Here is a 13,811-nt window from a genome sequence, read left to right as displayed (position 1 = left end):
TGGCGACGGCACGCGAGCACCGCCAGCAGGGCGCTCAAGCGCCCCGCACGCCTCGCAACGTCGAGCGCATCGAGCGCGTCGAGCGCCGCTCAGGCCGTCAACGCATCGAGCCGCCGCAACGCCGCCAAGGTCGCGCGGCAAGCGCTCGCGAGCTCGGTGCCCTTGACCACCAGGTGCTCGTGAAAGAACCCGTGGTGGGTCGCATGCTCGTGGAAGGCCAGCGGCGTCAGCACCGCCGAGAACACCGGCACGCCGGTATCGAGCTGCACCCGCATGAGCCCGTCGATGACGGCTTGCGCGACGAAGTCGTGGCGGTAGATGCCGCCGTCGACGACCAGCGCGCAGGCGAGCACCGCATCGAACTGCCCGCCGCGGGCGAGTTTCATCGCATGCAGCGGGATCTCGAAGGCGCCGGGGACCTCGAAGGTCTCGACGCGAACGGGGCCTGAAGCCTCGAGGCCGCGGATCGCGGCCTCCCGGCATCGGCCGACCAGGTCGGCATGCCAGCTCGCGGACACGATGGCCACGCGGGGGACGGCGGAGGAGGGGGAGTGGAGGGGGGTCTGATTCATGTGAACCCTTTGCAAGGTGGAACGATGAATCAGGGCGCGCACGCACAACGCGGCCGCCCGGCGGCGCAGGCGCGAACGCTTGCGCCGGCCCGCGAGGCCGACGATGGACGCGATCTCTTTCATCCGGACTGTGACCGTCGGCCCTGGCCTCTCACCAGGTCTGCTGACCCCGGCACCGCAAGGGCGATGCCGGGCGCTCGCGGGCTCCCGGGATCGACGGCCTGACGACCGCGTCCCGGATACCGCCGGTGGGGACTTCCACCCCGCCCTGAGAACGCTGCCCCTCGCGCCTTCGGGGGAAAGCGCGGCGGGGCGGGCGGATTCTAGGCAGCGCGGCGCGGCGTCGATGTCGCCTCGGCGCAAGACCCTGAAGGGAAGGGTCGGTGGGGCGATCCTCGATCCGCCGACGGCCCGTCCGGATCGCCGCGGGGAACGCCGGGCGACGTCCCGCTTGGAGTTTCCCCGGGGAAAGCGCCGGGCGCGGCTCGGCACAATGGCTCGACGGTGACTTGACGGCGACCCGCCGCGACTCCGGTCGCGGCCCTGGCATCCACCCATGACCCACAAGGCCATCCGCATCTCGCTCGGCGCGCGCCCGCTGCTGGCGCTGCTCGCGCTGGGCCTGCTGCTGATCGTGCTGTCCAGCGGCTGGCAGCTGCGCCAGACCACGCTGCAGCGCGCCGCGGAGACCGGCGCGGAGCTGAGCGCCATCCCCCTGATGTATGCCGGCCCCCTCGCCTACAGCCTGCAGCAACGCCCCCAGAAGCCGGAAGCCGTGCATGGCCTGCTGCATCACATCCTGACCCGCCACAAGCTGCGCCGCGTGGAACTGCGCACGCCGGACGGCGAGCAGTTCCGTGCCCTGTCCGACGACGACGGCGAGCCCGGCGAGAGCGCCGAGTTCTCCCTCGCCGACACCGGCGAGCTGCGCCTGCAGGCCACCGCCGCGACCGTGCTGGATACCCTGCGACGCGATCCGCTGCTGCGCAGCACGCTCATCCACCTGGCCATCGCGACGGCGCTCGGGCTGGCCGCGGTGCTGCTGCTGGACCGCTGGGTGCTGCAGCAGTTGCGGCGGCTGTCCGAGCAGGCCAGCCGCTTCGATCCGACACTGCCGCCGCCCTCGCCGTTCTGGCCGGAGGCCCACGAGCCGCGACCGCGCGAACTGCTGCAGCTGGAGCAGGCCATCGACCACGTACGCACCTCGCTCGGCGACGAGCTGCATCGCGAGCAGTCGCGTGGGCGCGAGATGCGCGAGGAAATCGCGCGCCAGCATCGGGCCCTGCAGCAGGCGGAGCGGTCGCTGGAGGCCAAGCGCAGGGAGCTGGCCTCGATGGAGCGGCACGACGCGCTGACGGGCATCGCGAACCGGCGGGAGTTCGACGCGGCGCTGCGGCGCGAATTCAAGCGGGCGCAGCGCGATCAAGGCCGGCTGGCCTTGGCGATCCTGGATATCGATCACCTGAAGCCGTTCAACGCGCACCACGGCCGCGGCGCCGGCGACGAGGTGCTGCGCCGCCTGGCCCGGTTGCTGGCGGATCATTTCCAGCGCGACACCGACCTGGTCGCCCGCCTGGGCGGCGAGGAATTCGCCGTGCTGCTGCCCGGCCTGGACGCCGAGGCGGCGCAAGGGCTGATGGAGACGCTGTGCGATGCGTGGCGCTCGCTCGCGGTGCCGCATGGCGCGCTCCCCGACGGCGCACCGGACGAAGGCATCGTGACCCTCAGCGCCGGCCTGGCGGCCTCGCAACCCGGCCATCCCTACCTGAGCGCGCAGGCGCTGATGCAGGCGGCGGACGAAGCCCTCTACCTGGCCAAGCACATGGGCCGCGACCGGCTCTGCCTGGCGTCCTGAACCCGTCTTCCCAAACGGAACGGCCGCCCCGGAGGGCGGCCGTCGTGGCAACGGGCGCGGTGCGGCGCGATCAGCGGCCGCGCGATTCCGCCTGCTGGAGCTGCTCTTCAACGCGGCGCGCGGCGCGCAGCATCAGCGTCTCGTCGAGCTGCGCCTGCGGGGCGATCTCCATCACCGTCTCGTCGAGCGACTCCGGCTTGTTCATCAGCGTCCAGGCGACCAGCGAGATCGCGCCGACGCCGCGGCGCTGCATGGCCTCGGGCATCTGCAGCTCATCCTGCACCTGCACGTGGTATCTCACGCTGGCCACGGCCGCGGGCGCCAGGCCCCAGCTCTCGCACAGGGCCGCGCCCAGCGCGTCATGGCTGACGCCGAAGGCGGTGTGCTCCAGTTGGACCAGTTCCTTGTCGCTGCCGGCCGCCCGCAGCATCGCCGGGTAATGCCCGGGCGCGTGGCGATAGAGCACCGCCTTGCCGCATTCCTCGAACAGGCCGGCCGAGTGCGCCGCCCAGGGGTCCACCCCGAGCATCTGTCCCATGCGGCCCATCAGCAGGCCGCGCTTGGCGGCGCGAGACCAGACGGGTTCAAGCTCGACGGCGGGCGGGAAGGCGGCGCGCAGGCCCATCTCGAAGGTGATCGCGGCGACCTCGCGCATGCCCAGGTAGGTCAGCGCCTGGTGCACCGTCTGGACCCGGCCTCGCAGGCCGTAGAGCGAGGAATTCACCGCCTTCAGCACGGCGGCGGCCAGCGCCATGTCGGTTTCCACCAGGGAGGAGACGGCCTGCAGGTCGATGTCCTCGTCCGCCATCAGCAGCGAGAGCTTGACCAGCACTTCCGGCTGGGTCGGGATCTCGATATCCAGCGCACGCAGTTGAGGATCGACAGGCATGGTGAGCAGCGGTTGTTTGGTCGGATGGTAGCCCGGGCGGCGGGACGCCGGCATCCCGCCTTTGGCGGACAGCCAGTGACGAGTTGTTCACGGGGCGTTTGGCGTTCCCGGGGACGGTGTACGCCGGCGGCCGCGGCGTGGTTCGCGGCGCGGTGTCAGCGCAGGAAGGCGTCGTAGCCGGTCTTGAGGATCAGCAGCGACACCACGACGACGAACATGCCGCGCACGAACCCGGCGCCCTTGGCCAGCGCCATGCGCGTGCCGACCAGGCTGCCGAGGACGTTGGCCACCGCCATCACCGCGGCGACGTGCCACCAGACGTGGCCCTTGGCCGCGAACAGCACCAGCGCCGCGAAGTTGGTCGCCGTGTTCAGCAGCTTGGCGGTCGCGGAGGCGTGCAGGAAATCGAAGCCCAGCAGGCGCACGAAGAGGAAGACGAAGAAGCTGCCGGTGCCCGGGCCGAAGAAACCGTCGTAGAAGCCGATCGTCAGGCCGATCGCGCTGGCGATGAGCGTCTGCGTCGTCGTCTCGTGACGGGGGGCATGGTGCCGGCCGAGGTCCTTCTTCGCCAGCGTGTACAGCAGCACGCCGAGCAGGATCGCCGGCAAGGCCTTGCGCAGCCCGCTCGGATCCACCTGCGTCACCGCCCAGGCGCCCGCGAAGCTGCCGACCAACGCGGCGCCCGCCGCCGGCATCAACGCCAGCCAGGGCAGCGACACGCGCTTCGCATATTGATGGGTGGCCCAGGCAGTCCCCCAGATGGCGGCGCCCTTGTTGGTGCCGAAGAGGGTGGCGGGCGCCGCGTTGGGATAGACGCTGAACAGCGCGGGGACCAGGATCAACCCGCCGCCGCCCACGACGGCATCGACAAAACCGGCCAGCAGCGACGCGACGGCCGCGGTGAACAACTCGATCATGAACAGCGATTCGCAAGGGCAGGAGCAGCCTCGGTCGCGAGGCTGCGGACATGGGCCGCGAACGATCGCTGGGAACGCACAACACCGGACCCCGAAAACAAAACGGGCACCTGATTCAGGTGCCCGCGAATTGTGACAGTGTCACTGCGATTCGTTGGTGTTGGTTTGATCTGTTTGTCTCCTCAGCCCCCGTAGGCAACCCCCTTGGCGTCGGCTTGTCGCTGGCGCGGGACGGGTGTCGCGTCGAGTGGGATGGATGCTAGGACCCGGTCCCCATGCACGCACTTGGGGTTTTCACCCGGCGCATGCACCAAGATGGAACGGTTAGCCGGCCCTCACTTGCGCAAAATGGCCCCAACGAAAACGATTTGCGAACATCGCACGCCGCACTGTTCTCGCGCTCGGGCGAGGGCCGCCGGTGTGGCGCGAAGGTGTCATTTCCCTGAAACATGGGGGTGGTGCGCGCGCTGGCGGGCTGTTCTTTTTTGCGTGCCGGGAACTTTTGGCGCCGCTCGCGCAATACGGTCATGCTGCGAGACGCGGTCTCGCGCTGCCGAACTCCTCGGCGACCGCCGGTCGCCGTTCCGCCACCGACGCAACGACCACGCCGAACGCCGATGAGCTTGTGGACCCGCCTGGCCGGCCGCGCCCGCCCGAACCCTGACGCCGAGCCCGACGCCCGTTCGGCGTCGACCTCCTGCGTCACCAGCGCGGCGCTGGTGCGCCGCCTGCGCCAGGGCGATGCCGGCGCGCTGGAACCGCTGTATCGCAGCGAGTCGCCCGGCGTCTATCGCTACGCGCTGGCCCTGTGCGGCCAAGCTGACTGGGCGGCGGACGCGATGCAGGAGGCCTTCGTGCAGTTCGCCGGCCGGCCCGAGGGCTGGGACGCGGGCCGCGGGACGCTCGGTGCCTACCTCGCCGGCATGGCCAGACATCACCTGCTGAGCCGCTGGCGGGACCGCCCGGTCGCCCATGACGAAACCGACGCCGAGACCGCCGACGACCCAGCCGAGGCGCCCGAGCAGCAACTGGTCCGCGCACAGGACCAGGCGCGCGTGTGGGCGGCCCTGGCGCAGTTGCCCTGGACCTTTCGCGAAGCGGTGGTGCTCGTCGACCTGCAGGAGCGCCCCTATGCCGAGGCGGCGCGCATCGCGGGCGTCGAGCTCAACACGCTGCGCAGCCGCCTGCACCGGGGCCGCGCCCGGTTGCTGGCCGCCTTGCAGGACGAGTGCCGGCCCGGGGCCGACACCGCCGCGTTCGACCGTTCATCGAAGTCCGCATGATGAAGACCACCGACTCCTCCCCGCCTCGCACCGCTCGATTGGCCGACTGGCTCTGGGCCGTCGCGCAGGACCTGAGACAACGCGCCCCGTCGCGCGAACGCGATGACGCGGTGCTCGACGCGATGCGGCGCCAGTTCGACGCCCGGCAGAAGGCCGCCAAGGCCGGCCGGTGGCGCTGGGCGTTGGCGGGGCCCGCGCTCTGCGCGTCGGTGCTGGTCGCCTGCGTGTGGCTGCTGGGTTCGGCGCCGCCGGGCGAGTCCGGCGCCACCGTGATGGGCAACCCCGGCAGCGGCTTCATCGTGCTGGTGTCGGCGGACCGCTGGGCTGCGTACGAGAAGGCCGGCGCGAGCACCGCCTGGCTCGTTCCCGCTGAAGTTCCGCGCGAGCGGCTGGCCCTGCTGGGCCTGCCTTACGACCCCACGGACGCCGCAGCCCCAGTGCGGGCGGAACTGCTCGTCCACGCCTCCGGCGACGTGCTCGCGATGCGCGTCATGCCCTGAACCGACCGACGTCCTCATCGCTCGACATGGATCGCCCTGCCTCTTCATTCCCGCTGCCCTGCTTCCTGGAGACCGCCATGAACACCGCCTTCCCCCCACTCGCAGCCCTCACCCTGGCGTTCGCCGCCACCGCGGTCCACGCGCAGCCAGCGCCCGCCCCCGACGCGCGACCCGCGCCTCAACCACATGGGTCGGCTTCGCCGCGCCCGTCGCCACCTTCCCCGCCCGCGATGCCCGCCGTCGTGCCGCCCGTCCCGCCGACGCCTCCGGTCCCCGACGTCGCCGAACTGATTGCTGAGTCGGGCGTCGCCACGCACATCCTGAGCGCCGAGCGCGTCGTCAAGGGCGCGCCCTATTGCGCGCAAGCCGTGCACGAGACTGTCCAGGCCCTGGCCGACGGCAATCGCATCGTCCGGCAGCAGACCAGCCAGCTGTGCCGGGACGGCGAGGGCCGCACACGGCAGGAGGTGGAACGCCAGGGCCGCAAGATGGTCTACCTGCGCGACGCGGTCAGCGGCGAGAACTGGCTGCTCGACCCCGAGCGCAAGACCGCCCGCTACCTGGGCGGCGGCCGCGCCTCGGCCGAAGCGCAGCGCGAATACGGCGAACGCATGCGCGAGTACCAGGACAAGATGCGCGACTACAACGAGAAGATGCGCGAATACGGTCGCAAGATGCGCGATTGGGCGCAGGAGAACTTCGCCCACGGTGAGCCAACCCCGCGCGGCGACACGCTCCGGCCGCCGTCGCCGCCCGCCGCGCCGCGCGTGGCGACGCCAGTGGTGATCGCGCCGGGCGAGGGCGGCCAGGAAGTCCGCGTCATCCGCGTCGAAACCCCGACGAGCCCCACCCCGCCGATGCCGCCGCTCCCGGCGGCCCTGGCTCTGCGTCTGGAACCGCTGACCGTCCCCGGCGTCGACGGGCCGCTGAGCGACCTGCCGCCCAAGGAGATCGAGGGCCTCAAGGTCACCGGCGGTCGGGCAACGCGCATCATCCCCGCGGGCAAGATCGGGAACGAGAAGCCGATCGTGATCTCCCGCGAGGTGTGGACCTCGCCCGATCTCAAGGTCACCGTCAGCGCGCAGACCAGAGATCCGCGCAGTGGCGAGCAGAACTACCAGTTGCGCAACATTCGCCGCGCCGAGCCGGATGCCGCGCTGATGCAGGTCCCGGCGGACTATGCGAAGACGGGCCTGCCCAAGCCGCGGGCGCCCAAGGACGCCAGGGAGCGCAAGGAAGGCTAGGCGGCCGGTCCGACTCGCGCGTCGCGGCCGGCACCGACAATCGCGCCCGATGACCGCACCGCCCGTTCCGCTCCCGCCGAAATTGACCTTGCAGACCCTGAGCCGCGGCGATGGCCTGCTCGGGATGCGGCCGCACGGCAAGCTGGGGCCGCGCGGCGATCGCGTGACGCTGCTGCGGCTGGAGCGCTGGCCGGCGGATCCGGCCGCGCTCGAGCAGTGGCAGGCGCTGCCCCTGCATGCGGTCGACGTGGAGATGCTGCAGTGGCGGGACGCCTCGTTCGGCCATGGCCTGACGCCCTGCTGGACGCTGGAACAGGAAGATCTGTTTCCCGATTTCGCCGCCGACGAGTTGCCGCGGCTGCGCGGTCTCGGCTGGGAGATCGAGTGTCTGCCCGGCTTCGCGCATCACAGCGTCGCGATCGATGCCTGGTCGCTGGAGGTCCAGCCCGCGGGTGACGTGCCGGATGAAGGATTCCGGCCCGAGATGCCCGGCCAGGCCGACCGGCTGCCCGGCCTGGCGCTGTCGCGCCGTAAAGGGTCGTGGCTGCTGAGCCTGGGGGTGACCGTGCAGGGAACTCGCGTCGATCTGGCGCCGATGATCTGGGATCTGCTGCGCAAGGACCGCCGCTGGCTCTACGCCGAGGCGATCGCCGGCATCGACGACGACGCGATCGTGGGCCTGAAGGCGCCGGGCGGACGTCGCCTGCACACGACCGCTGCGCCGCTCAAGCGGCTGATGCTCAACCTGCTGGACGTGCTGGTCGCGCAGCGATCGAGGCGCGGACCAGTGGCGCTCACCGCTTGGGAGGCGGCGCGGCTGGCGGCGCTCGACACGCCGGACAGCCGTTGGCAGGTCTACGGCGCCGACGAGTTGCGCACGATGTGGCAACGCCTGCGCGATGCCGGGCCGCCGCCCGTGCCGGCCGAGCCGCCCGGGCTGGGGATCACGCTGCGCCCGTACCAGTTGCAGGGCCTGGCGTGGCTGCAGTACCTGGCGCGCCAGCAGTTGGGCGGCATCCTGGCCGACGACATGGGCCTGGGCAAGACGGCGCAGGCGCTCGCGCACCTGTGGGTCGAGAAGCAGGCCGGGCGGCTGACGGCGCCGGCGCTGGTCGTCGCTCCGACCTCGCTGATCTTCAATTGGACGCAGGAAGCGGCGCGCGTCGCGCCGGGCCTGCGGGTGGCCGCGCTCGCCGATCCGGCGGAGCGCGGCGAGGTGCTCAAGCGCCTGGGCGAGATCGACCTGCTGCTGTGCAGCTACGGCTTGGCCTGGCGCGAAGTGCGGGCGCTGACCCGGCCGACGTTCTCGGTGCTGGTGCTGGACGAGGCCCAGGCGGTCAAGAATCCGCGCTCGCGCGCCGCACGGGCCCTGCGGCGGCTGCGTGCCGGGCAGCGGATCGTGCTCACTGGCACGCCACTCGAAAACCACCTCGGCGAGCTCTGGACCCAGTTCGACTTCCTGATGCCGGGCTACCTCGGCGAGTCGCGCTCCTTCGCCCGCCACTGGCGCAAGCCGATCGAGCAGACCGGGGATGCCCGCCGCGCGCGGGAGCTCGCGAGCCGCGTGCGGCCATTCATCCTGCGCCGGCTGAAGGAAGAGGTCGCGCGGGATCTCCCCCCGATGACGGTGCTGACCCAACGCATCCCGCTGCTGGGGCGGCAACGTCAGCTGTACGAAAGCGTCCGGATCGGCGCCGACCACCTGGTGCGACGGCTGCTGAAGGAGTCTGAGATCTTCGGCTCCGGCCTGATGTCGGTGCTGGACGCCATGTTGAAGCTGCGCCAGGTCTGCTGCGACCCGCGGCTGGTGCCGGGCATCGAGATGGCCCCAGGGATGGAGACGGCCAAGCTCGCCTGGCTCCGGGAGAAGGTGCCCGAGATGATCGCCCAGGGGCGGACGATCCTGGTGTTCTCCCAGTTCACCGGCATGTTGGCGCTGATCGAGGACGCGATGCGCGACGCGGGCGTGCCGCTGATGAAGCTCACCGGCGACACCCCCGAAGGGCGGCGGGGCGAGGTGGTCCGGCGCTTCCAGGCGGGGGAGGCGCCGCTGATGCTGGTCAGCCTGAAGGCGGGCGGCGTCGGGTTGACGCTGACGGCCGCCGATACCGTCATCCAGGTCGATCCATGGTGGAACCCGGCGGTCGACGCCCAGGCCCACGCGCGCGCGCATCGGATCGGCCAGTCGCGGCCGGTGTTCGTCCACCAGCTGGTGATCGAAGGCTCGATCGAGGAGCGGATGCTCGAACTGCAGGCCCGCAAGCGGGCGCTGGCTGACGGCCTGTTGGGCCGCGATGGCGGGGAAAGTCTGGAGAAATTCAGCGCCGACGAGATTGATCGGCTGCTGGCGCCGCTGCAGTCACCGGAGGACGAGGACTGAGCGGCGGCTGTGGCGGCGGAAGCCGGCCCCGGACCAGGGGCGGCTTCCGCGCCGGGGATCAGCGCTTGCGATCGAAGCGCAGGGCGCGCGCGACGCTGCGGCGGTCGCAGCCCAGGCTGGCAACTTCGAAGGCCTCGTGCTTGCGGCCCTTGTCGTGGTTCGCCAGTTCCGGCATCGGAAGGCGGCGCGGCTGGGATTCGGTACGGGTCTGGAACTTCATCATGGTCGGGGACCTCTGGCTTTTCAGCGTCGGGAAGCGGGGGATGACCGCTTTGTGCCAGCTAACGCAAGCCTTTGGGACTGCGTTGACAGCGCCCTCACAAATCTGAACAAAGCTCGCGCCATCGTCACGCATGACGCACCAATCAGGTGCATAGGACGCAATTCGAACGCGATCGCGTCTGGCGCTTTCCCGCTAAGCTCGCCTCCCATGTCCGCCGTGTCGCCGTCCCCCTCGTCTCGCCCGTCGGCCCCCTCGTCCGAACTGCTGGTCGCCTGCCTGTGCGCCGCCTGGTGCCGCACCTGCGACACCTATCGGGACGATTTCGCGAGCTTGCGCCAACTGCATCCCGGCGCCCGTTTCCTCTGGGTCGACATCGAGGACGACGCCGAACTGGTCGACGACCTGGAGGTCGAGACCTTCCCCACGCTGCTGATCGGCCAGGGCGAGCGGCTGTGTTTCATCGGCCCGGTGCTTCCCGGCCCGGGCGCGGCGCAGCGTCTGATCCAGGCGGCCGAGGACAACCCGGCGATGTCCGCCGCCAGCCCAAGCGCGCCGGTCGGCACCACCGCCGCGGCGCAGGCCCTGCTGTCGCGCCTGCGGCAGTCCTGCTGATCGCCCTTTCCCTCACCGGTTCCTGACGGCGACCCGCCATCGGGCGACGCTCGTCGGCGGCGTGCCCCCGGACGGCGGCATGACCCCCTCCACCGAGGGAAGCGCGAGCGAGAATGCGCCACCGCCAACCCCCAGGCCGGCCTCCCGCGCGACCCGCGACGGACCGGTGCATCGATGAACGTCCAATTCAAGAACTCTGTGGCTCGCGCCACGCCCATCCTGGCGCTCGATCGCGCCACCTACCAGGCCCTCGGCCCCAAGCTGCCCAAGCGCACCCAGCAATGGCTGGCGACGCTCGGCTTCTCGGCGGCGCCGGACACCTTCGCGCTGGTGCCGGGCGAGGACGGCAAGCTGGCCCAGGTCTTCGCCGGCGTGGCCCATGCCGCCCATCCGTTCGCGCTGTCCGCGCTGCCGCTGGCGCTGCCCGAGGGCAACTACACGCTGTCGCCGGAGGGCCTGGCGCTGCAGGACGAGGCCGCGGCGCTGTCCTGGGAGCTGGGCTGCTACCAGTTCGACCTCTACAAGCCGCGCAAGCGCGAGCCGGCGCAGCTGCTGATCAAGAGCAGCGCGGACGGCCAGCGGGGGCTGGCCATCGCGACCGCGATCTCCGCCGTGCGCGACCTGGTCAACACCCCGGCCGAGCACATGGGCCCGGAGGAGCTGTCGAAGGCCGCCGCCGTGGTGGGCAAGCAGCATGGCGCCAAGTTCAAGGAAATCGTCGGCGACGACCTGCTGAAGAAGAACTTCCCCGCCATCCACGCGGTCGGCCGCGCCAGCACCCGCGCGCCGCGCCTGGTCGAGCTGAACTGGGGCAGCGACAAGCATCCGCGGCTGACGCTGGTGGGCAAGGGCGTGTGCTTCGACACCGGCGGCCTGGACATCAAGCCGGCCGACGGCATGCGCCAGATGAAGAAGGACATGGGCGGCGCGGCCAACGCGCTGGGCCTGGCCACGCTGATCATGGCGCTGAAGCTGCCGGTGCGCCTGCAGGTGCTCATCCCGGCGGTGGAGAACTCGATCAGCGGCAATGCCTACCGGCCCGGCGACGTGATCAAGACGCGCGCCGGCCTGCACATCGAGATCGGCAACACCGATGCCGAAGGCCGCGTGATCCTGTGCGACGCCCTCGCCTACGCGGCCGAGTTCAAGCCCGAGCTGATCATCGACCTGGCGACGCTGACCGGCGCCGCGCGCGTCGCGCTGGGCGCGCAGTTGCCGGCGCTTTTCGCCAGGCACATGGACACCGCCCGCGACCTGGTCGACCTCGGCCTCAAGATGGACGACCCGCTGTGGCACCTGCCGCTGTGGGCGCCCTACAAGGAAGGCATCACCTCCAGCATCGCCGACATCGTGAACACCGGTCGCAGCGCGCTGGCCGGCGCGATCAACGCCGCGCTGTTCCTCGAGGCCTTCATCCCGGCCGAGCAGGACTGGCTGCATGTCGACCTCTTCGCCTGGAACGACATCGCACGCCCCGGCCGCCCGGTCGGCGGCGAAGCCCAGACCCTCCGCACGCTGCTGGCCTACCTGGAGGAGCGCTTCAGCGGCTGACCGCCGCTCCCTCCCCGTCGGTCATTCCCCGGCGCGCAGCCAGGCGGCGGCGCGCTCCGCGATCATCAGCGTCGGCGAATTCGTGTTGCCGCTGGTGATCGTCGGCATCACGCTGGCGTCGATGACACGCAGGCCGCTCACGCCGCGCACGCGCAGGCGGCTGTCGACCACCGCGCCGTCGTCGTCGCCGCGCCCCATGCGGCAGGTGCCGACGGGATGGAAGATCGTCGTCGCGATGTCCCCCGCCAGCCGCGCCAGCTCCTCGTCCGTCTGGAACTGCACGCCGGGCTTGTATTCGCTGGGCCGGTAGCGCGCCAGCGCCGGCTGTTCGACGATGCGTCGCGTCAGTCGCAGGCTGCGCGCGGCGACCTCGCGGTCCTCGGCGGTGCTGAGGTAGTTGGGCGCGATCAGGGGCGCGTCGGTCGCATCCGCGCTGCGGATCGCGACGCTGCCGCGGCTGGTGGGATTGAGGTTGCAGACGCTGGCCGTGAACGCGTTGAAGCCGTGCAGCGGCTCGCCGAAGGCCTCCAGCGACAGCGGCTGCACGTGGTACTGCAAATCGGGCCAGGCCTTGTCCGGACCGCTCCGGGCGAACGCGCCCAGCTGCGACGGCGCCATGCTCATCGGTCCGGTGCGGCGCAGCGCGTACTCGAGCCCGATGCGCGCCTTGCCGAACCAGCTCGACGCCAGCGTGTTGAGCGTGCTGACGCCCTCCACCTGGAACACCGCGCGGATCTGCAGGTGATCCTGCAGGTTGCCACCGACGCCCGGCAGGTCGCGCACGACCTGGATGCCGTGTCGCTGGAGCAGCGCCGCCGGGCCCAGACCCGACAGCTGCAGCAGGTGCGGCGAGCCGATCGCGCCGGCGGCGAGCAGCACCTGGCCGCCCGGGTTGAGGCGGATCTCCTCCAGCCCCTGGGGCGTGCGCACGAGCACGCCCTCGCAGCGCGTCGCGCCGTCGACCTGCTCGAGCAGCAGCCGCTGCGCCTGCGTGCCGGTCCACATCTCGAAGTTGGGGCGGCGATAGCAGGTCGGTCGCAGGAAGGCCTTGGCCGTGTTCCAGCGCCAGCCGGCGCGCTGATTGACCTCGAAGTAGCCGACGCCTTCGTTGTTGCCGCGATTGAAGTCCGGCGTCGCCGGGATGCCGGCCTCCTGCGCGGCCGCGGCGAACGCGTCCAGCACCGCCCAGCGCAGCCGCTGCTTCTCCACGCGCCACTCGCCGCCGTGGCCATGCAGGGCGGGATCGAACCCCGGCGGCCGCTCGGCGCCGTCGTCCAGCCGCCAATGGTCCTCGTGCTGGCGGAAGTAGGGCAGCACCGCGTCCCAGCGCCAGGCGTCGTCGCCGGAGGCGGCGGCCCAGCCGTCGTAGTCGCGGGCCTGGCCCCGCATGTAGATCATCCCGTTGATGCTGGAGCAGCCGCCCAGCACCTTGCCGCGCGGGTAGCGCAGGCTGCGGCCGTTCAGGCCGGCGTCGGGCTCGGTCTTGAAGAGCCAGTCGGTGCGCGGGTTCCCGATGCAGTACAGGTAGCCGACGGGAATGTGGATCCAGTGGTAGTCGTCGCGGCCGCCGGCCTCGAGCAGCAGCACGCGTTTGGCGGGGTCCGCCGACAGCCGGTTGGCCAGCAGGCAGCCGGCGGTGCCGGCGCCCACGATGATGAAGTCGAAGCGGCCCGAGGCCGCCTCGCGGACCGTCGCCGGCCCGCCCGCAGGGTTGTCTCCGCCCATGTCTCTCTTGTCGTCCAGGGTCCGTGGAGACCCATGCTGACCGAGCCGCGGGCGGGCGGC

12 protein-coding genes and 1 riboswitch are annotated in these 13,811 nt (G+C 71.3%); of the genes, 7 read left to right on the top strand and 5 right to left on the bottom strand.

All coding sequences use genetic code 11. The features are described from left to right. Positions 1-89: 89 nt before the first annotated feature. Entirely contained in the window at positions 90-572 is a 483-nt protein-coding gene (locus BM393_RS18650) for a 6,7-dimethyl-8-ribityllumazine synthase (protein ID WP_091731838.1), read from the bottom strand. Positions 573-679: 107 nt separating this feature from the next. Beyond that, positions 680-852: riboswitch (FMN riboswitch) on the bottom strand. 276 nt (positions 853-1,128) lie between these two features. Between BM393_RS18650 and BM393_RS18645 the strand changes: the two genes are divergently transcribed. After that, entirely contained in the window at positions 1,129-2,427 is a 1,299-nt protein-coding gene (locus BM393_RS18645; RefSeq protein ID WP_091730028.1) for a diguanylate cyclase, read from the top strand. Positions 2,428-2,497: 70 nt separating this feature from the next. On the opposite strand, the gene BM393_RS18640 is transcribed toward BM393_RS18645, so the two are convergent. Continuing rightward, positions 2,498-3,316: an HDOD domain-containing protein gene (locus BM393_RS18640; protein ID WP_091731834.1), complete on the bottom strand. Its 819-nt coding sequence runs from the start codon at positions 3,314-3,316 to the stop codon at positions 2,498-2,500. Between the two features lie 155 nt (positions 3,317-3,471). Further along, positions 3,472-4,233, bottom strand: coding sequence for a TSUP family transporter (locus tag BM393_RS18635; protein WP_091730025.1), 762 nt, complete (start codon positions 4,231-4,233; stop codon positions 3,472-3,474). Between the two features lie 617 nt (positions 4,234-4,850). Here BM393_RS18635 and BM393_RS18630 point away from each other — a divergent pair. The 4 genes from BM393_RS18630 to BM393_RS18615 all read left to right on the top strand — a co-directional run bounded on the left by BM393_RS18630 (position 4,851) and on the right by BM393_RS18615 (position 9,640). Continuing rightward, positions 4,851-5,516 carry an RNA polymerase sigma factor gene (locus BM393_RS18630; protein WP_175538409.1) on the top strand — a complete coding sequence of 222 codons (666 nt, stop codon included), beginning with the start codon at positions 4,851-4,853 and terminating at the stop codon, positions 5,514-5,516. Then, positions 5,513-6,016, top strand: coding sequence for a hypothetical protein (locus BM393_RS18625; RefSeq protein WP_141225393.1), 504 nt, complete (start codon positions 5,513-5,515; stop codon positions 6,014-6,016). The genes BM393_RS18630 and BM393_RS18625 overlap by 4 nt, the downstream gene beginning before the upstream one ends. Positions 6,017-6,246: 230 nt before the next feature. Then, positions 6,247-7,260 carry a hypothetical protein gene (locus tag BM393_RS18620; RefSeq protein ID WP_091730012.1) on the top strand — a complete coding sequence of 338 codons (1,014 nt, stop codon included), beginning with the start codon at positions 6,247-6,249 and terminating at the stop codon, positions 7,258-7,260. 49 nt (positions 7,261-7,309) lie between these two features. Continuing rightward, positions 7,310-9,640, top strand: coding sequence for a DEAD/DEAH box helicase (locus BM393_RS18615; RefSeq protein WP_091730009.1), 2,331 nt, complete (start codon positions 7,310-7,312; stop codon positions 9,638-9,640). Between the two features lie 58 nt (positions 9,641-9,698). Here the strand turns inward: BM393_RS18615 and BM393_RS25825 are convergent, their stop codons facing one another. Continuing rightward, positions 9,699-9,863, bottom strand: a complete 165-nt coding sequence (locus tag BM393_RS25825; protein WP_158238893.1) for a hypothetical protein — start codon at positions 9,861-9,863, stop codon at positions 9,699-9,701. A 207-nt stretch (positions 9,864-10,070) separates the two neighbouring features. Between BM393_RS25825 and BM393_RS18610 the strand changes: the two genes are divergently transcribed. Next, a complete protein-coding gene (locus BM393_RS18610; protein WP_091730006.1) occupies positions 10,071-10,475 on the top strand; it encodes a thioredoxin family protein in 405 nt (134 codons plus the stop codon). A 174-nt stretch (positions 10,476-10,649) separates the two neighbouring features. After that, a complete protein-coding gene (locus tag BM393_RS18605; RefSeq protein WP_091729984.1) occupies positions 10,650-12,026 on the top strand; it encodes a M17 family metallopeptidase in 1,377 nt (458 codons plus the stop codon). A gap of 21 nt (positions 12,027-12,047) precedes the next feature. Here BM393_RS18605 and BM393_RS18600 read toward each other — a convergent pair whose 3' ends face one another. Continuing rightward, positions 12,048-13,751 (bottom strand): GMC family oxidoreductase, encoded by a 1,704-nt coding sequence (locus BM393_RS18600; protein ID WP_091729981.1) that lies wholly within the window; start codon positions 13,749-13,751, stop codon positions 12,048-12,050. Positions 13,752-13,811 lie beyond the last annotated feature (60 nt).

It is taken from the genome of Mitsuaria sp. PDC51 (genome assembly GCF_900113225.1).
Classification (GTDB): Bacteria; Pseudomonadota; Gammaproteobacteria; order Burkholderiales; family Burkholderiaceae_C; genus Roseateles.
The sequence above is the reverse complement of the archived record's forward strand: the minus strand, read 5'-3'. Positions and strand labels throughout refer to the sequence as shown.

Coding starts and splice junctions, on each gene's coding strand:
- BM393_RS18650 (WP_091731838.1), bottom strand. CDS start 572: ATGAATCAGACCCCCCTCCACTCCCCCTCCTCCGCCGTCCCCCGCGTG.
- BM393_RS18645 (WP_091730028.1), top strand. CDS start 1,129: ATGACCCACAAGGCCATCCGCATCTCGCTCGGCGCGCGCCCGCTGCTG.
- BM393_RS18640 (WP_091731834.1), bottom strand. CDS start 3,316: ATGCCTGTCGATCCTCAACTGCGTGCGCTGGATATCGAGATCCCGACC.
- BM393_RS18635 (WP_091730025.1), bottom strand. CDS start 4,233: ATGATCGAGTTGTTCACCGCGGCCGTCGCGTCGCTGCTGGCCGGTTTT.
- BM393_RS18630 (WP_175538409.1), top strand. CDS start 4,851: ATGAGCTTGTGGACCCGCCTGGCCGGCCGCGCCCGCCCGAACCCTGAC.
- BM393_RS18625 (WP_141225393.1), top strand. CDS start 5,513: ATGATGAAGACCACCGACTCCTCCCCGCCTCGCACCGCTCGATTGGCC.
- BM393_RS18620 (WP_091730012.1), top strand. CDS start 6,247: ATGCCCGCCGTCGTGCCGCCCGTCCCGCCGACGCCTCCGGTCCCCGAC.
- BM393_RS18615 (WP_091730009.1), top strand. CDS start 7,310: ATGACCGCACCGCCCGTTCCGCTCCCGCCGAAATTGACCTTGCAGACC.
- BM393_RS25825 (WP_158238893.1), bottom strand. CDS start 9,863: ATGATGAAGTTCCAGACCCGTACCGAATCCCAGCCGCGCCGCCTTCCG.
- BM393_RS18610 (WP_091730006.1), top strand. CDS start 10,071: ATGTCCGCCGTGTCGCCGTCCCCCTCGTCTCGCCCGTCGGCCCCCTCG.
- BM393_RS18605 (WP_091729984.1), top strand. CDS start 10,650: ATGAACGTCCAATTCAAGAACTCTGTGGCTCGCGCCACGCCCATCCTG.
- BM393_RS18600 (WP_091729981.1), bottom strand. CDS start 13,751: ATGGGCGGAGACAACCCTGCGGGCGGGCCGGCGACGGTCCGCGAGGCG.